The 24,734-nt window shown below is 65.1% G+C and carries 22 protein-coding genes; 11 read left to right on the top strand and 11 right to left on the bottom strand.

All coding sequences use genetic code 11. From position 1 onward, the window contains the following. Positions 1 to 151: 151 nt before the first annotated feature. Positions 152 to 3,022, top strand: a complete 2,871-nt coding sequence (locus BLT98_RS17330; RefSeq protein WP_092609756.1) for an insulinase family protein — start codon at positions 152 to 154, stop codon at positions 3,020 to 3,022. 124 nt (positions 3,023 to 3,146) lie between these two features. Here BLT98_RS17330 and BLT98_RS17325 read toward each other — a convergent pair whose 3' ends face one another. Both BLT98_RS17325 and BLT98_RS17320 read right to left on the bottom strand, forming a co-directional pair. Further along, on the bottom strand, positions 3,147 to 3,551 hold the full coding sequence (locus BLT98_RS17325; protein ID WP_092610011.1) for a VOC family protein: 405 nt from the start codon (positions 3,549 to 3,551) through the stop codon (positions 3,147 to 3,149). A 55-nt stretch (positions 3,552 to 3,606) separates the two neighbouring features. Beyond that, the gene (locus BLT98_RS17320) at positions 3,607 to 4,497 is read right to left on the bottom strand and encodes a helix-turn-helix transcriptional regulator (protein WP_092609753.1); all 891 of its coding nucleotides are present in this window, start codon (positions 4,495 to 4,497) and stop codon (positions 3,607 to 3,609) included. Between the two features lie 139 nt (positions 4,498 to 4,636). On the opposite strand from BLT98_RS17320, the gene BLT98_RS17315 reads away from it, so the two are divergent. Next, entirely contained in the window at positions 4,637 to 5,668 is a 1,032-nt protein-coding gene (locus BLT98_RS17315) for a methyltransferase domain-containing protein (RefSeq protein ID WP_092609749.1), read from the top strand. A 117-nt stretch (positions 5,669 to 5,785) separates the two neighbouring features. After that, positions 5,786 to 6,538 (top strand): SDR family oxidoreductase, encoded by a 753-nt coding sequence (locus BLT98_RS17310; protein WP_070257866.1) that lies wholly within the window; start codon positions 5,786 to 5,788, stop codon positions 6,536 to 6,538. On the opposite strand, the gene BLT98_RS17305 is transcribed toward BLT98_RS17310, so the two are convergent. Next, complete coding sequence (locus BLT98_RS17305) at positions 6,535 to 7,434, bottom strand: LysR substrate-binding domain-containing protein (RefSeq protein WP_092609746.1); 900 nt, start codon at positions 7,432 to 7,434, stop codon at positions 6,535 to 6,537. The two genes, BLT98_RS17310 and BLT98_RS17305, sit on opposite strands and share 4 nt — an antisense overlap. A gap of 112 nt (positions 7,435 to 7,546) precedes the next feature. On the opposite strand from BLT98_RS17305, the gene BLT98_RS17300 reads away from it, so the two are divergent. Beyond that, complete coding sequence (locus BLT98_RS17300) at positions 7,547 to 8,818, top strand: MFS transporter (protein ID WP_092609743.1); 1,272 nt, start codon at positions 7,547 to 7,549, stop codon at positions 8,816 to 8,818. Here the strand turns inward: BLT98_RS17300 and BLT98_RS17295 are convergent. Further along, positions 8,815 to 9,474, bottom strand: a complete 660-nt coding sequence (locus BLT98_RS17295; protein WP_034782669.1) for a helix-turn-helix transcriptional regulator — start codon at positions 9,472 to 9,474, stop codon at positions 8,815 to 8,817. The two genes, BLT98_RS17300 and BLT98_RS17295, sit on opposite strands and share 4 nt — an antisense overlap. A gap of 123 nt (positions 9,475 to 9,597) precedes the next feature. Here BLT98_RS17295 and BLT98_RS17290 point away from each other — a divergent pair, with 123 nt between their 5' ends. The 5 genes from BLT98_RS17290 to BLT98_RS17270 are packed head-to-tail and all read left to right on the top strand — an operon-like array spanning position 9,598 to position 16,326. After that, on the top strand, positions 9,598 to 10,080 hold the full coding sequence (locus BLT98_RS17290) for a DUF2165 family protein (protein WP_070257862.1): 483 nt from the start codon (positions 9,598 to 9,600) through the stop codon (positions 10,078 to 10,080). A gap of 51 nt (positions 10,081 to 10,131) precedes the next feature. Further along, a complete protein-coding gene (locus BLT98_RS17285) occupies positions 10,132 to 11,232 on the top strand; it encodes an efflux RND transporter periplasmic adaptor subunit (protein WP_070282974.1) in 1,101 nt (366 codons plus the stop codon). A gap of 15 nt (positions 11,233 to 11,247) precedes the next feature. Continuing rightward, entirely contained in the window at positions 11,248 to 14,340 is a 3,093-nt protein-coding gene (locus BLT98_RS17280) for a MexW/MexI family multidrug efflux RND transporter permease subunit (protein ID WP_070257858.1), read from the top strand. After that, positions 14,337 to 15,725: an efflux transporter outer membrane subunit gene (locus BLT98_RS17275; protein ID WP_092609740.1), complete on the top strand. Its 1,389-nt coding sequence runs from the start codon at positions 14,337 to 14,339 to the stop codon at positions 15,723 to 15,725. Before BLT98_RS17280 ends, BLT98_RS17275 begins: the two co-directional genes overlap by 4 nt. A 25-nt stretch (positions 15,726 to 15,750) precedes the next feature. Further along, complete coding sequence (locus tag BLT98_RS17270; protein ID WP_092609737.1) at positions 15,751 to 16,326, top strand: DUF1349 domain-containing protein; 576 nt, start codon at positions 15,751 to 15,753, stop codon at positions 16,324 to 16,326. A gap of 22 nt (positions 16,327 to 16,348) precedes the next feature. On the opposite strand, the gene BLT98_RS17265 is transcribed toward BLT98_RS17270, so the two are convergent. From BLT98_RS17265 to BLT98_RS17255, 3 genes are all read right to left on the bottom strand, one after another. Then, complete coding sequence (locus BLT98_RS17265) at positions 16,349 to 16,765, bottom strand: hypothetical protein (protein ID WP_070257854.1); 417 nt, start codon at positions 16,763 to 16,765, stop codon at positions 16,349 to 16,351. Between the two features lie 79 nt (positions 16,766 to 16,844). Continuing rightward, positions 16,845 to 17,252, bottom strand: coding sequence for a hypothetical protein (locus BLT98_RS17260; protein WP_092609734.1), 408 nt, complete (start codon positions 17,250 to 17,252; stop codon positions 16,845 to 16,847). Further along, entirely contained in the window at positions 17,249 to 18,670 is a 1,422-nt protein-coding gene (locus tag BLT98_RS17255; RefSeq protein ID WP_092609731.1) for an MFS transporter, read from the bottom strand. Before BLT98_RS17255 ends, BLT98_RS17260 begins: the two co-directional genes overlap by 4 nt. 127 nt (positions 18,671 to 18,797) lie before the next feature. Between BLT98_RS17255 and BLT98_RS17250 the strand changes: the two genes are divergently transcribed. Then, the gene (locus tag BLT98_RS17250) at positions 18,798 to 19,700 is read left to right on the top strand and encodes a LysR family transcriptional regulator (protein ID WP_070282988.1); all 903 of its coding nucleotides are present in this window, start codon (positions 18,798 to 18,800) and stop codon (positions 19,698 to 19,700) included. 115 nt (positions 19,701 to 19,815) lie between these two features. Further along, complete coding sequence (locus BLT98_RS17245) at positions 19,816 to 20,631, top strand: hypothetical protein (protein ID WP_092609727.1); 816 nt, start codon at positions 19,816 to 19,818, stop codon at positions 20,629 to 20,631. A 24-nt stretch (positions 20,632 to 20,655) separates the two neighbouring features. Here the strand turns inward: BLT98_RS17245 and BLT98_RS17240 are convergent, their stop codons facing one another. From BLT98_RS17240 to BLT98_RS17225, 4 genes are all read right to left on the bottom strand, one after another. After that, entirely contained in the window at positions 20,656 to 21,711 is a 1,056-nt protein-coding gene (locus BLT98_RS17240) for a bifunctional nicotinamide-nucleotide adenylyltransferase/Nudix hydroxylase (protein WP_092609724.1), read from the bottom strand. Further along, positions 21,708 to 23,423 (bottom strand): NAD+ synthase, encoded by a 1,716-nt coding sequence (locus tag BLT98_RS17235; protein ID WP_092609721.1) that lies wholly within the window; start codon positions 23,421 to 23,423, stop codon positions 21,708 to 21,710. The genes BLT98_RS17240 and BLT98_RS17235 overlap by 4 nt, the downstream gene beginning before the upstream one ends. A 95-nt stretch (positions 23,424 to 23,518) precedes the next feature. Further along, complete coding sequence (locus tag BLT98_RS17230) at positions 23,519 to 24,031, bottom strand: ClbS/DfsB family four-helix bundle protein (RefSeq protein WP_092609718.1); 513 nt, start codon at positions 24,029 to 24,031, stop codon at positions 23,519 to 23,521. Further along, positions 24,031 to 24,675 (bottom strand): ArsR/SmtB family transcription factor, encoded by a 645-nt coding sequence (locus BLT98_RS17225; RefSeq protein ID WP_092609715.1) that lies wholly within the window; start codon positions 24,673 to 24,675, stop codon positions 24,031 to 24,033. Before BLT98_RS17225 ends, BLT98_RS17230 begins: the two co-directional genes overlap by 1 nt. Between the last annotated feature and the right edge of the window lie 59 nt (positions 24,676 to 24,734).

Here is a 24,734-nt window from a genome sequence, read left to right as displayed (position 1 = left end):
GCGGCGGCGCACGAATACTCCTAGTACAATAGGGAAAAGCTTCATACAGGCATCAAACTGGGACCCGCCCTGGCATTGCGCCAGTTTGCCCCCATATGTGATGCAGCCCCACCGACACTCCGAATCACCTACCGCAGAGATCCCATACCGCATGAGCACATTTGAAAAAGTCAGCAGCAACTTCATTCCAGTCTTGCAGGCAACCATCGAACAATATGTCGAGCCAGCAACGGGCATGCGCCATATCCACATGCATACCGAGCAGGCTGAGATGGTGTTCCTGGTGGCCTTTCCCACTGTGCCGGAAGTGAGCGACGGGCGCGCCCACATCCTCGAGCACCTGGCCTTGTGCGGCTCGTCGCGCTACCCGGTGCGCGACCCCTTCTTCTCGATGCTGCGCCGCTCGACGGCCACCTTCATGAACGCGATGACCTATCCGGACCGCACCGTGTACCCGTTCGCCAGCACCGACCGCAAGGATTTCTTCAATTTGCTCGACGTCTACCTGGACGCGGCCTTCTTCCCGAACCTCGATTACCTGAATTTCCGTCAGGAAGGCTGGCGCCATGCGTTCGAAGGCGACAAGCTCGTGTACCAGGGCATCGTCTTCAATGAAATGAAGGGCGCTTTCAACAGCCCCATGCGCGCGCTCGACAGCGGCATCGCCAGCGCCTTGCTCAAGGGCACGACGTATGAAGTGGAGTCGGGCGGCGATCCACTGGTGATCCCGGAACTGACGCATGACATGCTGAAAGAATTCCACGCCAGCCACTATCACCCTTCGCAAGCCGTGATCATGACCGCCGGCAATATCGAAGCGTCGGCCGTGCAAGAGCAGGTGGCCGAACGCGTGTTATCCAAGCTCAGCGGTTTTAGCCCGCGCCGCCTGCCGCAGCTGGCGCCCGCGTGGACCGCGCCGCAGGAAAACATCGTCAAGATTCCGTCGCAGGAAGCGCGCGACGATGAGTTCGGCCTGCAATTCGCCTGGCTGATGGGCGAGTCGAGCGACCCCATCGCCTACTACCACGCGCATTTGCTGTCGCACGGCTTGCTGGGCGAATCGTCGGCGCCCATCATGCGCGCCATGGAATCGGCCGGCTATGGCCGCCCATCGGATATGAATGGCCGCGACGCGGGCATCCGCCAGATGGTGTTCCACATCGGCATGGAAGGCTTGACGCAAGAACAGATCGCCGATGCGCACCAGCGCATCTGGACGGCCCTGGAAGAGACGGCGGAAGAGGGTATTCCCGCCGCCGTGCTGCACGCGGCCTTGCGCGACATCAAGTACAGCCAGCGCGAAATCAGCAGCGGCCGCATGCCTTACGGCCTGGGCCGCTTGCTGCACGCCTTGCCGCTGGCCATGTATGGCGGCGACGTGATGGATGCGTTCGACAACGCGGCCATCCTGGAAACGCTGGAACAGCAGATCGAAGACCCGGAATTCTTCAAGCAACTGGTGCGCGAGCTGATCGCCAATCCGACCCGTTTGACGACCCACGTGGTGCCCGACAGCGCCTACTTCACGGACCGCGCCGCGCAGGAAGACGCCAAGCTGGCGGCCCTGCAAGCGACGCTGACGGATGCCGAACGCGAGCACATCGTGGCCGAGTCCGCCGCGCTGGAAGCGCATCAGCAATTGCCGTCGAATTCCGAAGTCTTGCCGCGCATCCGCCCGGGCGACGTCAGCGCCTTGCCGCGCCCGGCCCTGCCGATTCCCCCGGCCGTCGATGGCGCCGTGGCGTTCAGTATCGCCTCGAACGGCATCAGCTATGCCAACGTGCTGTACGACGTGTCGAACCTGCCGGAAGCGTCATGGCCCTGGCTGCGCCTGTACACGGACCTGGCGCCGGAACTGGGTGTGGGCGACATGTCGTTCGACGATGCCAGCGCGTGGCGCCAGAGCATGGTGCCCTCGTTCCACATCGGCCTGGAAGCCATTCCCCGCCCGCAACAAGCGATGCGCGTGGAATTGTCGTTCTCGGCCAGCGGCTTGCGTGAAGAACACGCGGCGATCGCCGCCGTGCTGTCGGCCTGGATCGCCAAGCCCCGCTTCGATGAAGAAGAACGCCTGGCCTTCCTGATCGAAAGCCTGGTGCAGGACAAACTCTCCAGCCTGGCCGAATCGGGCAACCGCTACGCCATGCTCGCTGCGGCGGCGCCGCTGTCGCCCACGCGCCGCTTCGACGACATCGTCGGCGGCCCGGCAGCGCTGCCGTTCTACCGCCGCTTGCAGCAATTGAGCAAGACGTCGGCAGGCTTGCAGGAAATCGCCCGCGAACTCGACACACTGCACGCGCACATCATCGCCCAGCAGCCGACCGTGCTGTGCGCAGGCCTGGAGCAAGATGGCATCACCCTGGCCCGCTTGCTGGAATTGCCGGCAGCCAGCACCGATGCCACGACGCCAAGCGACACGGCAACGCCAACTGCCTTGCCGCTGGCCAACACGGCCCTGCATGCGACGAGCCAGATCAACCATTGCTTCGTTTCCTGGGCCGTGCCTGGCGTGCACAATCCGGACGCGTCCGCCCTGGCCGTGGCCGCCGAACTGATGACCAACCAGGTGCTGCATACGGCGCTGCGCGAAAAAGGCGGCGCGTATGGCGGCAGCGCCAGCTATGCGGCCGGCGCCGGCACGTTCACGTTGAGTTCCTACCGCGATCCGCGCCTGGCCGGCACGTTCGCCGACTTCGGCACGACCCTGGATCAAATCCTCGACGGCGATTTCTCGCAGGAACAAGTGGAAGAAGCCATCATCTGCGTCATCAAGGGCCTCGACAAGCCGCACTCGCCATACGCGGAAGCGCTGACGGCGTGGAACATGCAGCAGCGCGGCACGACGGAAGCCGTGCGCCAGCAATTCCGCACCGGCGTGCTCAATTGCACCCTGGCGCAGATCAAGGCTGTCACGCGCACCTGGCTGAAGAACGGCCAGCCGAGCCGCGCCGCGTTTGCGGGCAACACGACGCAAGACCTGGCCGGACTGGACGTGGTCGATCTGCTGGCGCTGGCTTCCTGAGCTGGCCGGAGACGTCGGATTACGCGCGGCGTTGCCGCGCTAATCCGACCTACCCGATCTGTCGCGTAGGTCGGCTTAGCGGCGGCACGCCGCGTAATCCGACACCACCAGACACCACCACCTATCAGCCAGGTACGGCGCCTGGTTCCATGTACATCAACTCCCACTGATGTCCATCCAGGTCCTGGAAACTGTGGCCATACATGAAGCCGAAATCCATCGGCTCCTTGTAGATGCTGCCGCCCGCCTTGACAGCCTTCGCCACCAGTTCATCGACTTCGCCGCGGCTCTCGGCCGACAGGCACACGAGCACTTCCGTCGCCACCTTGGTATCGCACAGCTGCTTGGGCGTAAATTGCAGGAATTTGTCGTGCGTCAACAGCATCACCAAGATGTCGTCGGCAACGATCATGCACGTCGCCGTTTCATCGGTGAAGTGGGCATTGAAACTGAAGCCCAGCGCCGTGAAGAACGTCACGGAACGTTCCAGCGACTGGACGGGCAGATTGACAAAGATTTTGCGGGCCATCATGTCTCCTTGTGAGTCGTATGAGTATGCTGCCCGCCGATTCTACACCGGCTTTTTACGTGCCAGCGCGTCCCACGGTCTTCGGCGCGTAGCCGAAATAGCGGCTGAACGCGGCGCTGAAATTGGACGGATGACGATAGCCCGTTTGCCAGCCCGCTTGCGCCACCTGGCAACCATTTTCCAGCAGTAACTTTGCCCGCTGCATGCGCAGCGCCAGCAGGGTGCGCTGCGGACTGTCGTTGTAGCGGTAGCGCCATCCCTGCTTGAGCTTGAACAGGCTCAGCCCCACTTGCGCGCACAGGTAATCGAGCGTGAGGTCTTGCGCCATCTGCTCCTGCATCAACGCATGGGCACGCTCCAGCTTGATCATCTCGGCCTCGGGCCAGCGCGGCGCGGGAGCGGACGCCGGCCGCAGTGTCCGCAACTGTTCCGCCAGGACGCTGAGCACGCCGATATGCACGGCCAGCGGGTCCGTCGCGCGCAACAGCGCCCGCGCCTGCAGGGCGGAGGCAGCCGTGGTGGCCGCATGCGCCAGCTGGCGCGCGCCTCCGTTGGGCAGCAGGGATGCCAGGCCCTCCGGCCAGTAGCGCGCCAGCGCGTCTTCAGCGACCAGCACGCGCAATTGCGCCGCCCGTTGATTCGCCTCGAAACGGCGCTCGCCGCTGACGTGGCGAAACGCCGTCACCGTCGTATGGCCCCCCCGGAAACGCAATTGTTCGCCATCGCGCGTCGTGTAGCCGGACACGCCTTGCAGGCCGATGGTGATCACCATGCCGCCCGCATCGTCATGCTTCGATTGCTCGACGAGCGCCAGCCGCGGACGGTAATCGGAATGCACGAGCAGCAAGCCCTGATCGACCTGGCGCTGGTCGGCGCGGCACTCGCCCATGCCGGGATCGAGCTGGCGCCGCGTCCAGCCTGCCGCTTCCCTGTCCTGTTCCATCATCGCTCCTCCTGTTTTCCCGCGCGCCGTCGCGCATACGAAATGCACCGGGTCGCATACAAATGCAAATGATAATTATTCTCATTGTTGCATAAAATAGCGTTATGCACACCTCGTGCCCACTACGCCGAAAGGAAGCACCATGCCGTTCACCTCACAACACGCCTTGCAACCCTACTGGGACCTGGCCGTCGCCCCCGTGCAGGCGGACGGGCTGGCCGCCGCCCTGGAACTGGGCTTTTTCGAGGTGCTGGCCACGCCGCACACGCCGGCGCAGCTGGCCGAAGCCCTGTCGCTGCACGCGCCGCACACGGCGCTGCTGCTGGAGTTGCTCTGGAGCATGCAGGTGCTGGAACGCGATGCGGCCGACGACGAGGCACAGCGCTACCGCTGCACGGCCGCCACCTTGCAGTATTTCTGCCGCGACTCCGTGGCCTTTTGCGGCGACGCCTGGCTGTACCGGCTGCATGCGCTGCGCCATTTCGCCACGCAGCTCAGTACGCTGGTGCGCGAGGGCGGCAAGGCCGCACCGTACAGCACGGCGAATGGGGTCAACTGGGCCGCTGCCGCGCAGCAGCAAATTGGCCAGGAACAACGCGCCGTCACCATGCGCGCGGCCCTGTCCGTGATGCAGCGCATCGCCCCGTTTGCGAACGGCAACACGCCCTTGCGCCTGCTTGACGTGGGTGGCGGCCCGGGCTGGGTTGCCATTGCACTGGCGCAAGCCCATGCGGGCTTGCACGGCTGCGTTTTCGACTGGCCGGAAACGGTGGCCGTGGCGGCCGCCAACATCGCCCATGCGCAACTATCGGACCGGCTGGAGACGCTGGGTGGCGACCTGGACAGCGACGATATCGGCAGTGGCTACGATCTCATCTGGTGCTCGTCCGTGCTGCATTTCGTGCCCGACATGGCGGCGGCCTTGCGCAAGATCCATGCAGCCTTGAAACCCGGAGGTGTCTTCATCTGCGTGCAGGCGGAAATCGCCCCGGCAGCCGGCGACGCGGCGCGCGTGCTGCCGTATTACTTGCCGATGCGCATGCTAGGCCGCCCGGTGACGCGTCAGGGAGAATTGGCGCAATTGCTGCGCGACACGGGCTGGCGGGAAGTGGAGCAATACAGCGCCAGCGATTTCCCCATGGCGCCCGTGCAGGTGCTGATTGCGCGCGCCTAACAATTATCATTTAATAATTATCTTTTTTATAGCAACAAAAGGCGCAAATGCGCTAAGCTGTGCCAGCATTGATCGATGTCATCCGCAGCACTCTGCTGCCTCCACAGGGAATCCATCATGAGTCTAAATATCGCAGGGAAAGTCGTCGTCATCACCGGCGCCAGCAGCGGCCTGGGCGAAGCCACGGCACGCCATCTGGCCACACTGGGCGCCTGCGTCGTGCTCGGTGCGCGGCGCATGGATCTGCTCACCATCCTCGCCGAGGAAATCACGGCGGCCGGCGGCCAGGCCGCCATTGCCGATACCGACGTCACGGTGCCTGCCGAGGTCAAGAATCTGATCGACACGGCCCTCGCCGTGTTCGGCAAGGTCGATGTTCTGATCAACAATGCGGGGTTGATGGCCATCGCGCCGATGAGCGCCTTGCAAGTCGACGAGTGGAACAACATGATCGATATCAACATCAAGGGCGTGTTGAATGGCATCGCTGCCGTCCTGCCGCATTTCCAGGCACAAAACAGCGGCCACTTCATCAATATCTCGTCGGTGGCGGGACAAAAAGTTTTCAGCCCTGGCGGGACCGTCTACAGCGGCACCAAGTTTGCCGTCAGCGCCATTTCGGAGGGCTTGCGCCATGAGCTGGCGGCCAGCGGCGGCACCATCCGCACCACGACCATCTTGCCGGGCGCCATCGCCACGGAGCTGACGGGTGGCAGCAGTCATGCGGAAAGCGCGGCCGGCTTGAAGGAGTTTTACAAGCAAGCCATCCCCGCCGACGCCGTGGCACGCGCCGTCGCATATGCGATCGGGCAGCCGGACGACGTGAGCATCAATGAAATCGTGCTGCGCCCGACGGTGCAGGAATTTTAAGCCGCATCTTGTTGCAGCGACTCGATGATCAGGCTGGCCAGCCGCTCGACGGGCGGCCTCGGCACGCTGGAGGCGCGCAGCAGCTCCAGCGACAACGGGGGCAGGGCGGGCAAGCCCGCCGCCACGTGATCGAGCGCGCGCACGGTTGAGGGCAAGCCCAGGCCCGTGCGCACCGTCACGCCCAACCCGGCTGCTGCCGCCGCCCACAGACCGGCCAGGCTGGGGCTGGTAAACGCCGTGCGCCAGGCGATGCCGGCATGGTCCAGCGCCTGCGTAGCGCAGCGCTGGAACAGGCAGTCGCGGTCGAACGCAATGAGCGGCAACGGTTCGCCCGACTCGGGCCGCCAGGCCAGGCTGGACGAGGCGATCCAGCGCATGGCCGGTTCGGCAATATGCTGGCGCTGCTGCGACGGATACTCGGCCACGTCAGTGATGCACGCGCCGCCCCACAGCAGGGCCAGGTCCAGCTGGCCCATGGCCAGGCCTTGCATCAAGGCCGTGTTGCGCGCCACGTGCGCCTCGATGCGCACCTTCGGATGCGCGCGGGCAAAGCGCCCCAGCACGTCGGGCAGCAAGGCTTCGCCAAAATCCTCTTGCAGACCCAGCCGGATCCAGCCTTCCAGTTCCGCGCCGCGCAAGGCGACGGCCGCCTCGTCGTTCAGTTCCAGCAAACGGCGCGCATAGCCGAGCAAGACTTCGCCGGCCGGCGTCAGCGCCAGTCCCCGGCCATCCTTGCGGAACAGGGGCATGCCCGCCTGCTCCTCGAGTTTTTTCAGCTGCGCGCTGACGGCCGAGGTGGAACGGCCCACCTTGTCCGCCGCGCGGGCAAAGCTGCCCAGCTCGATGCCAGCCACATAGCTGCGCAAGAAGGCGATGTCGAAATTCAGCAAGCTCATGGCGTGACGGAGATTGTCCTGTTTTATGGGATGGTGACTGGTAAATTATCTGATATTCAGAACGATCGTACTGCGCAACACTGTCAGGGTCAACCACTTTCCCGTCCCTGCCATGACCACCAGCTGCCCAACCGTTCCTGTTCCTGTTCCTGTCCCCGCCACCGCGCCCGCGCTGGGCAATGCCCACCGCTGGAAGGTGCTGGCCGTCGGCGTGGCCGCCAATGCCAGCTTTTCCGCCGCCGCCAACGGCATGCCCACCACGGCCATCTGGCTGCGCAGCGGCTATCACCTGAGCAATACGGAACTGGGCGTGGCGCTGGGCGCCATGGGCTTGGGCGTGGCCCTGACCGAATTGCCATGGGGTATGGCCACCGACCGCTGGGGCGACCGCCCCGTGCTGCTGACGGGCTTGCTGGGCACCATGCTGGCCCTATTGACCTTGCTGCTATGGATCACGCCCGCTGACGGGTCTGTGCCGCCGCTATGGGCGCTGGCGGCCGGGCTGGCGCTGGTCGGCGTGCTGGGCGGCAGCGTGAATGGCGCCAGCGGGCGCGCCGTGATGCGCTGGTTCGGCGCCGGCGAACGGGGTTTCGCCATGAGCATCCGCCAGACGGCCGTGCCCCTGGGCGGCGGCCTCGGCGCCCTCGTCCTGCCCAGCCTGGCATCGCGCTATGGCTTCATGCCCGTGTTTGGCGCCCTGGCCCTCGTATGCGCCCTGTCGGCGTTTTTTACGTGGCGCTGGATGCATGAGCCCGATTTCTCTGCCGAGGCTGCCACGGGGCCGCACAACGCGTCCACGGGCCTGATGGAGGTCAAGCCTGCGCCGCCCTTGCGGAATCGTAAAGTCTGGCGCATGGTGGCCGCTATCGGCTTGCTGTGCGTGCCGCAATTTGCCGTGCTCAGCTTCGCCACCGTGTTCCTGCACGACCATGGCCACCTGGGCCTGGCGGCCATCACGGCCGTGATGGTGGCCCTGCAGGCGGGCGCCATGGTGATGCGCATCTGGAGCGGACGCCACACGGACCGCCACGCGAACCGGCCCGCCTGGCTGCGCGGCTCGGCCCTGGTGGCGCTGGCCTCGTTCATTGTGCTTGGATGCATCGCCTGGCTGGACGCGCCGGGCTGGCTGTTGATGGCCGCCGTGGTGGCTGCCGGCATCGCCGTATCCGCCTGGCATGGCGTGGCCTACACGGAGCTGGCCACGGAAGCGGGCGGCGCCAACGCGGGCACGGCCCTGGGCATGGCAAACACGGCGGTCTACGTGGGGCTGTTCCTTACGCCGATCGCCATCCCGCACCTGCTGGCGGCCAGCAGCTGGCCCGTCGTGTGGTGGCTGGCGGGGCTGGTGGCGCTGTGCACCTGGCCCCTGTTTCCCAAGGCTTAGGGCAAGACAGAAATGCGGTAGACGCAGCGCATGGCATTGGCCAGCACATGCTGCTCGCGCACAATGCTGGCGCCTGGCCCCACCACTTCCTGGAACAGCTGCAATTCGGAGCGGCAAAAGCCCTGGCAGGTGCGCGCGGCGGCGCAGATGGGGCAGTGGTCTTCGATCAACAGCCAGTCGTCGCCGTCCGCTTCCACGCGCGCCATATAGCCCTCTTCATCGCGCACGGCCGCCAGCTGCTGCAAGCGCGTGGGCAAATCCGGCGCCGAGCACGCCAACGCATACGCGCTGCGGCTTTCCTCCTCGCGCTGGGTGATGAGTTTATCCAGCCCCGCTTCGCCGAACAGCTGGCGCACCGAGCCGATCAGCTTGATCGTCAGCTGCGCATGCGTGTCGGGAAAGCGCGCATTGCCCGCCTCCGTCAAGACCCAGTTCTGGCGCGGCCGGCCGGCGCCCGCCTGCGCTTCCTGGCGCCCCTCGATGAGGCCCGCCGCCACCAGCTTTTGCACTTGCTGGCGCGCCGCCTCGCCCGTCATGTCCAGCGTCTTGGCCAGGGTTGCCGTGGAGACGGGTCCCTTGGTCTTGATGAAATACAGGATGCGCTCCGTCGTTTGCGGCGCTTCGCTATTATCCAAACGTTTACTTGTGTAATTCATTTCACTCAACTATCATGGGGCCAGTTAACCAACTAATTGCTTGCATAATAGGCCGGTAGCTCCCCGCTGTCGAGGAGTTTCCACGTCCGCGTGCCAGCAAGACACTCTTTGGACTGGAATCCCATGCAGCTGCAGCACTCCATCTGGCTGTTTCACGCCATCCTCGCTACCGGCCTGGCCATCTGGCTCACCCTGGCCGCCATCAACAACTTGCACGCCTTCCACGGCTCCGTCTGGGCCATCGGCAACACCATGCGCATGGACCCGCTGCGCCAGGACCCGACCATCCAGACACCGCTGCTGCGCCGCGCGCTCACATCCTTGAGCTTGCATCGGCTGTCGCTGGGCGTGGTGCTGACGCTGCAACTGCTGGCCGCCATCGCCGCCTGGACGGGCGTGGCGCTGTTTGCCGGCGACGGCCTGGCCGCTGCCTTGCCCTGGCTAAATCTGGCCTTGTGCGCCATGGCCGCATTTTTGCTGCTGATGCACCTGGGCGGCCTGTGGTTCGGCTACTGGATCGCACAGGAAGGCTTGCAGACGACGCATCTGGTGCTGCTGCTGTGGACTATCGCCCTGTTTGTACTTTTCAACGCGCAGCGGACCTGATCAGCCTCCGCTGCGCCTCTTCTCCCTTTGACTGCAGTAAAGGACTTCATCATGAATACGAAAATCGTCGGCGCCTCCGCGCTGGCCATCACCCTGGCCGTCGCCGGTGCCGCGCTGTATCCGCGTGCCGACTCGCATGCGGCCGACGCCGCCGCCTATCCTGCCACCAAGGTGGCGCTGGTACCCGTCATGCTGGGCACGCAGGAACGCTACTTCGCCGGCGTGGGCGAACTGGAAGCGGCGCGCCAGGTGCAGGTGGCGGCTGAGGCGGGCGGGCGCATCACGCAGATCCGCTTCGAGTCGGGCCAGACCGTGCCCGCCGGCGCCATCCTGGTGCAGCTGAATGACGCACCGGAACAGGCGGCCCTGCTGCGCCAGCGCGCGCAGCTGAAAAACGCGGAAAGCAGCCATGCCCGCACGGTGCAGATGGTGAAGGAAAAGGCGGCCACGCAGGAGCAGCTCGACACGGCCCTGGCCGCGCGCGACGCAGCCCTGGGCGACGTGCGCCAGACGGAAGCGCTGATCGCGCAAAAGACCATCCGCGCGCCGTTCGCCGGGCAGCTGGGCATCCGCAAGGTGCACGCGGGCCAGTACCTGAACGCGGCCGACACGGTGGCCAGCCTGATCGACACGAAGTCGCTGATGGTGAACTTCGCCCTCGATGAACAGAGCAGCGCAAAGCTGGCGCCAGGCCAGGCCGTGCAAGTGCTGGTGGACGCCTATCCCGATGACATCTTCACGGCGAAGATCAACGCCATCGACCCGCTGATCGCCCGCTCGCGCATGGTGCAGGTACAGGCGGCATTGAGCAATCCCCGCGGCGCGCTGAAAGCGGGCATGTACGCGAATGTGCGCGTGGCGCGCGAGGCAGGCCAGCAACTGACGGTGCCGGAAACGGCGGTGACCTACAGCGCGTATGGCGACACCGTGTTCGTCGCGCAGCAGGAAGGAAAACAGCCGCTCACCGTCAAGCGCGTGGGCGTGAAACTGGGCGAACGGGCCGGGGGCCGGGTCGCCATTCTTGATGGCTTGCGCGAAGGCCAGCGGGTGGTCGCCTCGGGTCAGCTGAAACTGGCCGACGGCATGGCAGTGCAAGCCGTGGCCAATACCCTGGACGAGGCCAAGCGCGCCGCGCCCAAGGCCGGCTCGTAAGGGAAGGCCATCACCATGAAATTTACCGATTTATTCGTACGCCGCCCCGTGCTGGCGCTGGTGATCAGCACATTGATCCTGATGCTGGGCGTGATCGCCATCCTGCAGCTGCCGATCCGCCAATATCCGATGCTCGAATCGTCCACCATCACGGTGAAAACCACGTATCCGGGCGCCTCGGCGGAACTGATGCAGGGTTTTGTCACGCAGCCGATTGCGCAAGCCGTATCGTCGGTGGAAGGCATCGATTACCTGACCTCGTCGTCGGTGCAGGGCAGCAGCACGGTCACCGTGCGCATGGAGCTGAACCGCGATTCCACGCAGGCGCTGACGGAAGTCATGGCCAAGGTCAACCAGGTGCGCTACAAGCTGCCCGAAGGCGCGTTTGACCCCGTCATCGAGCGCTCGGCCGGCGATTCCTCGGCCGTCGCCTATGTCGGCTTTGCCAGCGAGAGCGTGTCCGCGCCCGCGCTGACGGACTACCTGGCGCGCGTGGTACAACCGATGTTCGCCACCATCGACGGCGTGGCCAAGGTCGACGTGTATGGCGGCCAGCAGCTGGCCATGCGATTGTGGATCGATCCGGCCAAGCTGGCCGCGCGCGGCTTGACGGCGGCCGACGTGGCCGACGCCGTGCGGCGCAATAACTACCAGGCGGCGCCCGGCAAGGTGAAAGGACAATTCGTCGTCTCGAACATCAGCGTCAACACGGACCTGACCAGCGTGGCGGAGTTCCGCGACATGGTCATCCGCAAGGGCGGCGATGACAGTGCTGCCCTGGTGCGCCTGAAGGATGTGGGCACGGTGGAACTGGGCGCGGCCGCCACGGAGACGAGCGGCATCATGGACGGCGTGCCGGCCGTGTATCTGGGCCTGTCGCCCACGCCAGGCGGCAACCCGCTGGTGATCGTCGACGGCATCAAGAAGCTGCTGCCTGAAATCCAGAAAACCCTGCCACCCGGCGTGAAGGTCGAGCTGGCATTCGAGACGGCGCGCTTCATCCAGTCGTCCATCGACGAGGTGGCGCATACGCTGCTCGAAGCGCTGCTCATCGTCGTCATCGTCATCTACCTGTGCATGGGTTCCCTGCGCTCCGTGCTGATTCCCGTCGTGACCATCCCGCTGTCGATGCTGGGCGCGGCGGCGCTGATGCTGGCCTTCGGTTTCAGCATCAATCTGCTCACCTTGCTGGCGATGGTGCTGGCCGTGGGCCTGGTGGTCGATGACGCCATCGTCGTGGTGGAAAACGTGCACCGGCATATCGAGGAAGGCAAGACGCCCGTGGCGGCCGCCCTGGTGGGCGCGCGCGAAGTGGCCGGCCCCGTCATCGCCATGACGATCACCCTGGCTGCCGTGTATGCGCCGATCGGCATGATGGGGGGACTGACTGGCGCGCTGTTCAAGGAATTTGCGCTGACCCTGGCCGGCGCCGTGGTGGTGTCGGGCGTGGTGGCGCTGACCTTGTCTCCCGTAATGAGCTCCCTGCTGCTGCAGCCGAAACAGACGGAAGGGCGCATGGCGCGCGCCGCCGAGCATTTCTTCGAAGGCTTGACCTCGCGCTATGCGCGCCTGCTGGACCGCTCCCTGCACCACCGCTGGCTGAGCGCCGGTTTCGCCGCGCTGGTGATGGTCAGTCTGCCGTTTTTGTACCTGCTGCCGCAGCGCGAACTGGCGCCGGCGGAAGACCAGGCCAGCGTGCTGACGGCGATCAAGGCGCCGCAGCATGCCAACCTCGATTACGTGGAACGCTTTTCCTACAAGCTCGATGACATCTACAAGAATATCCCCGAAACGGACTCGCGCTGGATCATCAACGGCGGCGAGGGGCCTGCGTCTAGCATCGGCGGCATCAACCTGACGCCGTGGGCCGAGCGTTCGCGCAATGCGGCCGTCATCCAGGCGGAATTGCAGCACGCCGTGGGCGACGTGGAAGGCACCAGCATCTTCGCCTTCCAGCTGGCGCCCTTGCCGGGATCAAGCGGCGGCTTGCCCGTGCAGATGGTCTTGCGCAGCGCGCAGGATTACGCCACCCTGTTCCGCACCATGGAAGACGTCAAGCAGCGCGCACGCGACAGCGGCCTGTTTGCCGTCGTCGACAGCGACCTCGATTACAACAACCCCGTCGTGAAAGTACGCGTGGACCGCTCCAAGGCAAACAGCCTGGGCATCCGCATGCAGGACATCGGCGAATCGCTGGCCGTGCTGGTGGGCGAGAATTATTTGAACCGCTTCGGCATGGATGGCCGCGCCTACGACGTCATCGCGCAAAGCCCGCGCGAACAGAGATTGACGGCGCAAGCCCTGACGCAGCAGTACGTACGCGCCGACGACGGCAGCCTGCTGCCCCTGTCCGCCGTGGTGTCCGTGACGGAACAGATCGAGCCGAACATGCTGACCCAGTTCAACCAGCAAAATGCGGCCACCTTCCAGGGCGTGCCGGCGCCGGGCGTGACCCTGGGCGACGCCGTGGCCTTCCTCGATGGTGTCGCCAAGACCCTGCCGCCGGGCTTCAGCTACGACTGGCAGTCCGATGCGCGCCAGTTCGCCACGGAAGGCAATGCCCTGCTGCTGGCCTTCCTCGCGGCCGTCGTCGTCATCTACCTGGTGCTGGCGGCCCAATACGAAAGCCTGACGGACCCGCTGATCATCCTGATCACCGTGCCGCTGTCGATCTGCGGCGCCCTGATTCCGCTGGCGCTCGGCTACGCCACCGTCAACATCTACACGCAAATCGGCCTCGTGACCCTGATCGGCTTGATCAGCAAGCACGGCATCCTGATGGTGGAGTTTGCCAACGAATTGCAGGTACATGAACAGCTCGACCGCATCACGGCCATCCGCAAGGCGGCGCAGATCCGCTTGCGCCCCATTTTGATGACGACGGCCGCCATGGTGGTGGGCCTGGTGCCGCTGCTGTTCGCTTCCGGCGCCGGCGCCAACAGCCGCTTCGGGCTGGGCGTGGTGATCGTCTCGGGCATGTTGATCGGCACCTTCTTCACCCTGTTCGTGCTGCCCACCGTGTACACCTTTTTGGCCCGCCGCCACACGGCCGACCATGCCACACCGCGCGCGCGCGACCTGTCCCAGGCGCTGAAGGAATCCCCATGAAAAATTACCGCTATCTTGCCTCCCTTTTCCCCCTGCTGGCCGGCTGCGCCGTCAGCCCCGCCTATGTCACGCCGGGTACGCCCGCCATCACTTTGGCCAGCCCGCAGCAGGCGCAATTCGCCCCCGGTGCGAGCGCCGTCAGCGAGGCCGCCTGGTGGACGTTTTTCGACGATGCGCGCCTGTCGCAGCTGATCGCCAGCGCGCTCGAACACAACCTCGATATCGTCCAGGCGCAAGCGAACCTGCTGGCCGCGCGCGCCGTCTTCGACGAGCGCCGGCTCGATGAGCTGCCTGCCGTCACCAGCCAGGCGGGCTGGCAACGCCAGGTGCGACAGGACACACCCGATAGCCGCGCCGCCAGCGCCAGCACGCGCGTAGGGTTCGACGCGCAATGGGAGATCGACCTGTTCGGCCGCCTGGCCCATATCAGCCGCTCGGCGCAGGCGCGCGCCGAGGCGGTGCAGGCGGACTTGCGGCAAGTGCAGCTGACGATCGCCGCCGAGGTGGCGCGCAATTACTACGAGGCGCTGGGCTACCAGCAAAACCTGGCGCTGACGCAGGCGCAGGTGCACAGCTGGCGCGACACCGTCGCCCTGATCGATGCGCGCATCCGTGCCGGCAGCGGCTTGCCGGAAGAGCGCCACAACGCGCTGGCCAACCTGGCCCGCAGCGAGGCGATGCTGCCGCCCTTGCAGGCGGGCTTGCGCCAGGCGCAGTACCGGCTCGATGTGCTGAGCGGCCAGGCGCCGGGCGCCATTTCGCTGGCGACCATGCCGCGCCAGGAAGCGCCGCTGGCGGGCCAGCTGCCGCTCGGCGATGTGAACCGCCTGATCAAGCAGCGTCCCGACGTGGTGCGCGCCGAGCGCCTGCTGGCCGCTTCCAGCGAAGACGTGGGTGCCGCCACGGCCGACCTGTATCCGCGCCTGAGCCTGGGCGGCTTTTTGGGCTTCTTTGCGCTGCGCGGCAGCGGCGTGTTCGACGGCGGCGCGCGCGCCTTCGAGGTGGCGCCCTCCATCAGCTATCCGGCCTTCCGCCTCGGCAGCGTCAAGGCGCGCTTGCGCGGCACGCAGGCCGAAGCGCAGAGCGCGCTGGCGCGCTATGAACAAACGATGTTATTGGCGCAGGAAGACGTGGAAAATGCCGTCACGCAGCTGGCGCAAAACCAGACGCGATTGGCTTCCCTGCTGGAATCGGCGCGCCACGGCAACGCGGCCCTCGGCATCGCCAGCACGCGCTATCAGGGTGGTTCCGGCAGCTACCAGGCCGTGCTGGAAAACCAGCGCGCCTTGTACGATATCCGGCGCGAAGCGCTGCTGGCGGAAACGGCGTCCTATATCGATGCGATTGCCCTGTACAAGGCGCTGGGATGGGGGCAAACTATGTGATCTTTTTAGCTCGGAAAGGCACGCAATGTTCACGCAAGGCAGCTGGCTCAATCCACCGGAAAACTGGTCCGCCGACGGCGCGCAATTGCGCGTGACGACGGATGCCAACACGGATTTCTGGCGCAAGACCGCGTATGGGTTTATCCGCGACAGCGGCCATTTTTTCGGCACGCAAATCGAGGGCGATTTCACGGCGCAGCTGCATGTGGCGGCGCAGTACGCAGCGCTGTACGACCAGGCGGGAATGATGGTGCGCATCGATGCGGAAAACTGGATCAAATGCGGCGTCGAGTTTTCCGACGGCCAGTTACTGTTGAGCACCGTGCTGACGGTGGACACATCGGATTGGGCCGTCAGCATCGCTCCCGCCATGCCGGACGGTTTCTGGCTGCGCGTGACGGTGGAAAAGGGCGTGATCCGGGTGCAGTATTCGACCGATGGCAAGCTGTGGCCGCTGCTGCGCCTGGCGCCATTTCCCGAGGCCAGCAGCTACCTTGTCGGGCCCATGTGCTGCACGCCGGAACGCGCCGGCCTCGAGGTCGCGTTTTCGCAATTTACGGTGGGCCCGGCCCAGCGCAAGGACTTGCACGACCTCACTTGAGTGCCCGTGTGTGCATGGCGGATCAGACGGCGGAATCCGTCCACTGATTATCGATGCACCACTGCCGCACATCGGCGATCAGTTGGGCTGAAACGGGCTGGAGTCCCGGGAGTTTTTTCTCGTATTTCCGGATGCTGGCGGCAAAAAAAGTGAAGAAAGCGGTGCCGATCAATTTGCGTTGCCCAGGCGTGTCTTTTTTCACCGGCACGAAGTCTTCCTCGTCCATGGCGATATCGAGGCCGAACATGTTGTCGCTGGCGTAATAGCGGCAGAATGTTTTTCGCTGCAAGTCTTTTGGCACGCAGCGCAGGCAGACAAACAATTCCCAGTCGAGATCAGGATATTTTTCTTCCATCAAAGGACCAAGCTGCCGCAGTTCATGACCAATATCAAAGACCTTGGTCCAGCTTGGCGAGTCCGATGTCGTATCTATGCGCATCTTTGTTTTCTCCGAGTGCAAGAACCGCATGATACGCGCATCGTCCTTCAGGCAGCGCGCGTGCCACCACGTGGCAAGATCAATCCGCCCGCGCCACCCACGTCTCGTGCAAATGGCGCCACAGCAGGCTACCAGCCGGCGTCTTCTCATACACGACGGTCGACAGCCGCTCGGTATTTTCTCCACCGGGCAGCGATTGATACTCGCGGTAAGACACGGTGGCGCCGGCGGCGCTGTCCTGGATCAATGCCAGGTCGGAAATACGCATGAGCAGGCCCGGACGGCTGCCGCCGGCGCCCTGAAAAAACGCCGTCAAGCCGGCATGATCGAGCTGCTTGCCACCGGGCGACACCATCGTGAAATCGGGTGAAAAACGCGCCAGCAAATCAGCGCAATGTTCCGGCGCCGTCGCCTCGCCGGAAAGCCATTCGCGGATCAGCACATGCGTGGATAACACATTGTCAAAACAGGGATTCGTTGTCTTCATTTTTTGCTTGCTCCATGGTGATGTAAAAGGTCGAGAACGGCACGGTTATCGATGCGCATGCACAGTGCCAGAGGCAGCACGCACGAGGCGGCGGCCAGCGCAAAGCACCAGTGAAAGACCCGCGCCGCGCGCGCATGCAGGGCAGGGTCGTCCAGGGTGGCGATGCCCTGCGCCGCCAGCAAGCCATTCAGAAGTACGCTGAGCAGCGCCACGCCCAGGCAAAAGCCCAGCTGGCGGTTGATATTCCACACGGCGCTGGCCTGGCTCAGCTGCGCGTCGGGCGTGCGCAAGAACGCCGTGCTTTGCGCCGTGCTGCTGCACAAACCGCCGCCAAAGCCCATCACGGCATACGCGCCGGCCAGCCAGAACAGCTGATCGGCCGCATCCACCCGCAGCAGCATCAGCATGCCCGCCGCCTGCAGCAGCGCACCAAAGATGAACAGGGGTTGCGGCCCCACACGGCGGTAGCTTTTTCCGGTGAGCGAGATGGCCGCAAACGAGGCCAGCGCCCACGGCAGCATCAGTGCGCCCGCCGTCGACGCCGACATGCCCAGCACGCCCTGCAGATACAGCATGGCCAGCAGGCTCACGCCCATGAACACGCCCGGCACCAGCAAATACATCAGCATGGCAATGCGCAGCAGCGGTTCGGCGGCCAGGCGCAGGTTGAGCAGCGGCGTCGATTTGCACAGCGCGCCGCGCACGTAGACCCATGCGCAGGCGGCGCCCAGCGCCAGCACGCCGGCGCCGGCCAGCAGCTCGCCCGGCGTGCCCAGCATCGTCAAGCCCAGCAACAGCAGCAAAATGGCCGTGCTGCCCGCCAGCAGGCCGCCTACGTCGAGACGCGGAACGGCCGCGCGCGGCGGGTCGGGACGCAGCCAGCAGGCGGCCAGCAGCAGCGCCAGTGCGGCAAACGGCACGTTCAGGTAAAAAATCCAGCGCCACGACAGGCTGTCGACGATGACGCCACCCAAGGCGGGCGACAGGGCCGGCGCCAGCAAGCCCACCAGCATGATGACGGAGGACAGGCCGGGACGCTCGGCAGGCCGATACAGCTGGTAGGTCATGCTTTGCCCCAGCGGGATCAGCAAGCCGCCACCCAGGCCCTGCACGCAGCGCCAGGCGATCAGCGCCTCGATCGAGGGCGCCAGGCCGGCGCCGATGCTGGCGCATAAAAAAGTTAGCAACGATGCCATGAACACGGTTTTGCTGCCATAATAGGCAGCCAGCCAGGCGCTGGCCGGGATGACGATGGTCAGGCCGAGGATGTAGGCCGTGCTGATCCAGGCCAGCTGCGCCACCGAGGCGTGCAGGGCATGGCCGATGTCGGGATAGGCGACGCTGGTGATGAACATGTTGATCAGGTCGACGAAAAACCCCAGCAGATAGATGGCCGCCACTTTTTTGCGATAGTCCATGGTGCTCCGAATGGCAAACGGCCAGCTTAAGCGCCTAGCGCCATTTGCGTAACGGGCCAGCCCCGATTACACTGTCAAAGAAATTTTGACAAACCGCTGGAAGCCGCATGTTTACTCATTCTTATTTATGATCAGTCTTGACCGCCTGGGTATTTTCATCGCCATCGTCGATGCCGGTTCGCTGACGGCCGCCGCCGCCGTGCTGGGCCAGAGCAAGGCCGTCGTCAGTTTTAACTTGAAACAGCTGGAAGCGGAGCTGGGCGTGTCGCTGCTGACGCGCAGCACGCGCAGCCTGGCGCTGACCGACGTGGGACGGCGCTTTTACGAAGATTGCCAGCGCGTGCTGAGCGAAGCGCAGGGCGCCATCGAAACGGCGCGCCAGGGCCACCAGGGCTTGCGCGGCACCCTGCGCCTGACCACCACCGTCGAATACGGCAGCCGCACAGTGATCCCCGCGCTGATCGCCTTTGCCGCCGCCCACCCGCAATTGCAGATCCAGCATTCCTCGTCGTCGTCGCATGAAGACCTGATCTCGGGCGGCTACGACCTGGCCATCCGCATGGGTTCACTCAACGATTCGAGCTACCGCGCCGCGCTGATCGAGCCGTATGCGATCTGGCCCGTCGCCTCGCCCGCCTACCTGGCCAGCCTGCCCGGCAGGGATATTGCCACCTTGCCCGACTTGCAGCGCGCGCGCTGGCTGGCGCACAGCCGCCTCAGCACGCCCCTGCGCTGGGACGTGCACACGCCCGATGGCCCCGCCGCCTTTGCCGTGCAGGACGACGCCGCCATCCATTCCGACTCCGCCTCGGCCCTGCTGGGCTTTGCCCTGGGCGGCTGCGGCGTGGCCCTGCTGCCGCAATGGCAGGTGGAAGGAGAAGTGCGCGCGGGACGCCTGCGCCGCCTGCTGCCCGACGTCGCCTTTCCGGAGCAGGGCGTGTATGCCGTGTATCCGAACACGCAGCATATCGCGGAAAAGGTGCGCGCCTTTATCGACTTTTTGCGCACGTTTGTGGGCACGCCGGACTGAGATTTCACTTCGTCAATATTTGACGAAGACAACGGTTTCCAAGGGGCAAACGAGCGCCCCTTTCGGTTTTCACGGCCTACACTGGAAGGACGTTGTTCACCGATTGGAGACCATCATGGCACATACATTGGCAGCAGTTTTCGCCGTCCGCGACATGGCCGAGCGCGCCCGGCACGACCTGATCACGGCGGGCTTTCCCGGCGCCAGCATCCGCCTGCACGATGCGGGCAGTGACGACTTTTCCGCCACGGAAAACATCCGCCGCGACGACAGCGACAGCCTGCTCGACAATATCAAGCATTTCTTTACGGATCTGTTCGGCAGCCACGCCGACCGCCACATCTATGCGGAAGCAGTGCGGCGCGGACATGTCGTGCTGACACTGGAAGGCGCAAGCGACGCCGATATCCAGCGCGCCACCGACCTCGTCGAGCGCTACGCGCCGCTCGACATCGATGCGCACGCCGACCACTGGCGCGCCGGCGGCTGGCAAGGCGCGCCGCTCGACGACAGCGCAATGCGCCAGGGCGCCAGCATGCAATCCAGCGCGCCATCGCAGCAGGGCAACCTGAACGAAGCGGCGGCATCGCAGCAATTTGCGGGCGGCATGGCGCCGCCGTCATCGGGCGCGGGCGCCAACGCGCGCCGCTACCCCAGCGCCGACAACCTGCCAGGCACCAGCTACGACGACGAGCAGTACTACCGCAGCCACTGGAGCGCCACCTATGTCGCCACCGGCGCGCGCTTCGAGGACTACGATCCCGCCTACCGCTATGGCCATTCGATGGCCAGCAGCGACAGCTACCGGGGCCGCCCGTGGGACGACGTGGAAGCGGACCTGCGTTCCACGTGGGAGCACACGTATCCGCAATCAGCGTGGGACAACTTCAAGGCGGCTGTCAAACATGGCTGGGAACGCATCACGTCCTGATGCGCGCTGAGGGGGATAGCCCCCTCAGCGCCCCTCGTGCGTGAGCTTGAGGAAGTGGTTCAGGATGTGAAAATGGTCTTCGAAGAACTGCTCTTCCATGGCCGGCAGGGCGCTCACCGGCACCCACTGCGCCAGCGCCGCATCGTCGGCCGCCTTCACGGCCGGCAGCTGGCGCGTCTTCAAGTCAAAATAATGCGCATGCGTGATGGTGCGCCCGCGCTGGCTGCGGTCCGGATGGTCGAACACGGCCACGCCGACCAGCGCCTCGACGAGGGTGGGCGCCAGCACGCCCAGCTGGGTTTCTTCCGCCAGTTCGCGCAGGGCGCCCTGCAGCAGGCGTTCGCGCGGCTCCAGGAAGCCACCGGGCAATGCCCACAGGCCCTTGCCCGGATAGCCGCCGCGGCGCACGAGCAGCACGTGGCCACCCGTCTGCACCAGCGCGTCGACAGTCGTGAAGATGGGCGGATACGGCGCCGCGCGCCAGCGCGCTTTATACGCTTCGATGGCGCGGTATTCCTGCACCAACGGCGCGTACCATGGCAACAAGGTCCACGCCTTCACATACTGGCCTATGGCGGCCGGCAGCAGCTGCGCCACGGCGCTCAGCGACACATCCACGTCTTCCGCTTCGAACAGCACGTTGCGGATGGCCGTCGCGCCGATGGGCGCACCGGGATCGATCTCCAGGTTGAGCAACTGCCAGTGCGGGAAGTGGTGCAGGTAATAACTGGTGGCGTCCTTGAAACAGGCCACCAGGGTGACGCGCTGCACCGCGGGCACGGCGCCCGCCACGGCGCGCCGCACGGCATCGGCCCACAAGCCATCATCGTAATAATCGCGCACAGCCACATAATGCACGCGCGCGCGCTGCGCCTCGGGCAGGGTGGCGGCGATCATGGCGGCCCGCTCCTGCCACGTAAACGGATTCTTCGGGCTGCGCGCATGGAAGGCGGAACCGAGCACCACCACGACGCTGGCGGCGGTGGCCAGCGCCTTTTGCAACAAGCCCGCATGGCCATGGTGAAAAGGCTGGAAGCGGCCGATCAGGATGGCCGCGTCGGCAGGATAGGATGAGCTCATGCGTCGTCTCCGGTGGGGTAGTGGGCGGCGATCGGCAATTGGCGCCCGCTGCCAAAGGCGCGCGAACGCACGCGGATGATGGGAGCCGCCTGGCGCCGTTTGTACTCGTTGCGGGCGACCATGCCGAGGATGCGCGTCACCAGCGCGCGGCCCTCGTCCGTCTCGCGCAGCTGGTCGACCAGGGTCAGCGCCTGCGCACTTTCAGCCGCCGGCAGGCGGCATCCCTCGATATGCCATTTCAAGATTTCATCGAGCACGGGATACGGCGGCAAGCTATCGGTGTCGCGCTGGCCCGGCGCCAGTTCCGCCGACGGGGGTTTCTCCAGCACGGCGACGGGGATCAGTTCGCGCCCGGCGCTGGCGTTGAGGTGGCGCGACAGGGCGAACACCTCCGTTTTATACAGGTCGCCGATCAGTCCCAGTCCGCCGTTCGTGTCGCCATACAGGGTGCAGTAGCCCACCGAGATTTCGCTCTTGTTGCCGGTGGTGAGCAGCAGGGCGCCGAAGGCGTTCGAGTATTCCATCAATATCGTGCCGCGCACGCGCGCCTGCAGGTTTTCCAGCGGCAGCCCCTGCAGCTTGCGGTCGAAGGCTTGGGCATAGCCGGCTTCGTATTGCGCCACGATGTCGCGTATCGGGTGCGTGTGCAGGACGATACCGAGGTTGGCGCACAGGGCGACGGAATCGGTGACGGAGCCGGCGCTGGAAAACACGGACGGCATGGTGATGCCCACGACGTTGTCGCCGCCCAGCGCCTCGACGGCCAGGGCCAGGGTCAGCGCAGAATCGATGCCGCCCGAGCAGCCGACGACGACTTTCGTGAAGCGGCAGCGGCGCGCATAGTCGCGCAAACCGAGCACGATCTGGCGCCGCGCAAATTCCACGGCGGGGATGCCGTCCGGGTCCGGCACGGGAAACACCGATCCATCGGGTCGCGTAAAACGGCCATCGGCAAAGCGCAGCAAGGGAAAATCCTCGACGAAGCGGGCCGCCTCGAATTTCACGCCGTCGCTCGGCGACATGGCGAACGAGGCACCGTCGAACACGAGCTGGTCCTGGCCGCCCACCTGGTTGACGAACAGCAGGGGCAGCTTGACGCGCGCGCAGGCGGCGCCAAACACGGCGTGGCGCTGCGCGCGCTTGCCGATGTCGGACGGGCTGGCGTTGATGCTGACGACGAGGTCGGGCCCCGCCGCGTGCAAGGCCTCGAACGGGTTGACGGCGTAGGCGCGGCCATCGTCGTTCCAGCCATCCTCGCAAATCATGAAGCCGACCTTGCGGCCGGCGATATCGAGGGTGCAGGCGCCGGGCGGGCCCGGCTCGAAATGCCGCCCCTCGTCGAAGATGCCGTAGGTGGGCAGCAGCTGCTTGTAGTATTCGGCCACGATGCGCCCGTCGCGTAGCGCCAACAAGGCGTTGTACAGGGGCTTGCCGATGCCGGGATTGGGCCGCGCCGTGCCGATGACGGTGACCAGCGCCGGCCAGCGCGTGGACGCCTGCAGCAGCGTATCGAGCGCCTGCTGCATGTCGCGCAGGAAGGCGGCATCCTCGAACAGGTCGCCCGGATAATACGCACACAGCGACAGTTCCGGGCACACGAGCAGGTCGGCGCCATCGCTGCTGGCGCGGCCCATACGCGCGATGATGGCGCCGACATTGGCGTCGAAATCGCCCACGGTGGGATTCATCTGGGCGAGGGCGATGGTCAGCATGGTGCTCCTTCAGTCGGTTGCGCTTGAAACCACTATCCTGCCTGAAATTTTCCTGAGCGTACTGATGCAATCGTGCAAGCCTGCCGGTCGGCTTGCTACAAGGTCTTCAACCAGGCCCGCAAGCGCGTGCGCGCATTCGCATACGGCGAGGCCGTGTTGAACTGGATCATGCGTCCCATCGTGTAATGCGTGTACCAGGGCTGGCCATACAATTGCGCGTCGTCGTGCGCCTCGATCAGCGCCAGCAGCTGGTTCTTCGCCTGTTCCAGGCGCTGCTGCAAGTCATCCATGCCCAGTTCAGCATAGTCCGCATAGAAGCGCTGCGCCAATTTTCCCAGAGCGTTCCACGTGAAACCTTCGGCGGGAAAGGCGATATCCTCGATGCGTTTGCCGTCACGCAGCTGCGCATGCCAATGCAAGACCAGCTCGTTCCAACCCACCAGATAGGCGAGCAGGTCGCACACGCTCATGCGCGTGCCCGCCACTTGTCCTTCCAGCACGGGCTCCCGCGCCAGCGCGGGCGGCACGCGCGCCAGCTCCTGCATCAATTTTGCATACGTGGTGGTAATCGCCTCGACCAGTTCCTGCTTGCTGTCGGGGATCGCCATCACGCCGCCCGGCTCACCGGCAAGCCAGCCGCCTGCCAGTCATCGTAGCCGCTGCCGAGACGGCGCGCATGCAAGCCGTGCTGGCGCAGGGCCGCCACAGCCTGCACGGACAGCACGCAGTACGGGCCGCGGCAATACGCGGCGATCTCTGCGTTCGCGGGCAATTCGCCGAGGCGGCGCTGCAAGTCATCAAAAGGAATATTGATCGCACCGGGCAAGTGGCCGGCAGCGAATTCCTGCGCGGGCCGCACGTCGAGCACGGTGATGCTCGCTTCGTGCATGCGTTCCAGCAACTCATTGCCCGTGATCGCTTCCACGTGGTCGCCCCGACCCAACGCCTGTAACTCGCTGCGCTGATGCTGCGCATACACGTCCAGCGCGGCCAGCAGTTGCACGATGGGACCGCTGCCGAGCCGGTACAGCACGCGCTTGCCGTCGCGCCGCGCCTGCACGAAACCGGCGCGCCGCAACTGCTGCAAATGCTGGGACGTATTCGCCACGGACAAGCCCGTCAACTCCACCAGCTGCTCCACCGCATATTCGCCATGTGCGATCTGCTCGAGCAGGCGCAATCGCGGCGCACTGCCTAAAATATGGGCAAACCCGGCGGAACCGGTGAGAAATTCGATATCGGCATTTTTCATTGACACGATGCTAGCACCCTTATAACATTCAAGCAATTAATTGAATGTTAGGAGCGGCA

The organism is Janthinobacterium sp. YR213, assembly GCF_900099875.1.
GTDB lineage: Bacteria > Pseudomonadota > Gammaproteobacteria > Burkholderiales > Burkholderiaceae_D > Janthinobacterium > Janthinobacterium lividum.
This window is presented reverse-complemented; position numbering and strand designations above follow the sequence as displayed.

Bases quoted from the DNA above. Each gene is read 5' to 3' on its own strand.
- BLT98_RS17305 (WP_092609746.1), bottom strand. From the start codon at position 7,434: ATGAGCTTGCTGAATTTCGACATCGCCTTCTTGCGCAGCTATGTGGCT.
- BLT98_RS17330 (WP_092609756.1), top strand. From the start codon at position 152: ATGAGCACATTTGAAAAAGTCAGCAGCAACTTCATTCCAGTCTTGCAG.
- BLT98_RS17260 (WP_092609734.1), bottom strand. From the start codon at position 17,252: ATGAAGACAACGAATCCCTGTTTTGACAATGTGTTATCCACGCATGTG.
- BLT98_RS17240 (WP_092609724.1), bottom strand. From the start codon at position 21,711: ATGAGCTCATCCTATCCTGCCGACGCGGCCATCCTGATCGGCCGCTTC.
- BLT98_RS17320 (WP_092609753.1), bottom strand. From the start codon at position 4,497: ATGATGGAACAGGACAGGGAAGCGGCAGGCTGGACGCGGCGCCAGCTC.
- BLT98_RS17275 (WP_092609740.1), top strand. From the start codon at position 14,337: ATGAAAAATTACCGCTATCTTGCCTCCCTTTTCCCCCTGCTGGCCGGC.
- BLT98_RS17265 (WP_070257854.1), bottom strand. From the start codon at position 16,765: ATGCGCATAGATACGACATCGGACTCGCCAAGCTGGACCAAGGTCTTT.
- BLT98_RS17255 (WP_092609731.1), bottom strand. From the start codon at position 18,670: ATGGACTATCGCAAAAAAGTGGCGGCCATCTATCTGCTGGGGTTTTTC.
- BLT98_RS17325 (WP_092610011.1), bottom strand. From the start codon at position 3,551: ATGGCCCGCAAAATCTTTGTCAATCTGCCCGTCCAGTCGCTGGAACGT.
- BLT98_RS17245 (WP_092609727.1), top strand. From the start codon at position 19,816: ATGGCACATACATTGGCAGCAGTTTTCGCCGTCCGCGACATGGCCGAG.
- BLT98_RS17225 (WP_092609715.1), bottom strand. From the start codon at position 24,675: ATGAAAAATGCCGATATCGAATTTCTCACCGGTTCCGCCGGGTTTGCC.
- BLT98_RS17235 (WP_092609721.1), bottom strand. From the start codon at position 23,423: ATGCTGACCATCGCCCTCGCCCAGATGAATCCCACCGTGGGCGATTTC.
- BLT98_RS17290 (WP_070257862.1), top strand. From the start codon at position 9,598: ATGCAGCTGCAGCACTCCATCTGGCTGTTTCACGCCATCCTCGCTACC.
- BLT98_RS17295 (WP_034782669.1), bottom strand. From the start codon at position 9,474: ATGAATTACACAAGTAAACGTTTGGATAATAGCGAAGCGCCGCAAACG.
- BLT98_RS17280 (WP_070257858.1), top strand. From the start codon at position 11,248: ATGAAATTTACCGATTTATTCGTACGCCGCCCCGTGCTGGCGCTGGTG.
- BLT98_RS17230 (WP_092609718.1), bottom strand. From the start codon at position 24,031: ATGGCGATCCCCGACAGCAAGCAGGAACTGGTCGAGGCGATTACCACC.
- BLT98_RS17270 (WP_092609737.1), top strand. From the start codon at position 15,751: ATGTTCACGCAAGGCAGCTGGCTCAATCCACCGGAAAACTGGTCCGCC.
- BLT98_RS17250 (WP_070282988.1), top strand. From the start codon at position 18,798: ATGATCAGTCTTGACCGCCTGGGTATTTTCATCGCCATCGTCGATGCC.
- BLT98_RS17315 (WP_092609749.1), top strand. From the start codon at position 4,637: ATGCCGTTCACCTCACAACACGCCTTGCAACCCTACTGGGACCTGGCC.
- BLT98_RS17285 (WP_070282974.1), top strand. From the start codon at position 10,132: ATGAATACGAAAATCGTCGGCGCCTCCGCGCTGGCCATCACCCTGGCC.
- BLT98_RS17310 (WP_070257866.1), top strand. From the start codon at position 5,786: ATGAGTCTAAATATCGCAGGGAAAGTCGTCGTCATCACCGGCGCCAGC.
- BLT98_RS17300 (WP_092609743.1), top strand. From the start codon at position 7,547: ATGACCACCAGCTGCCCAACCGTTCCTGTTCCTGTTCCTGTCCCCGCC.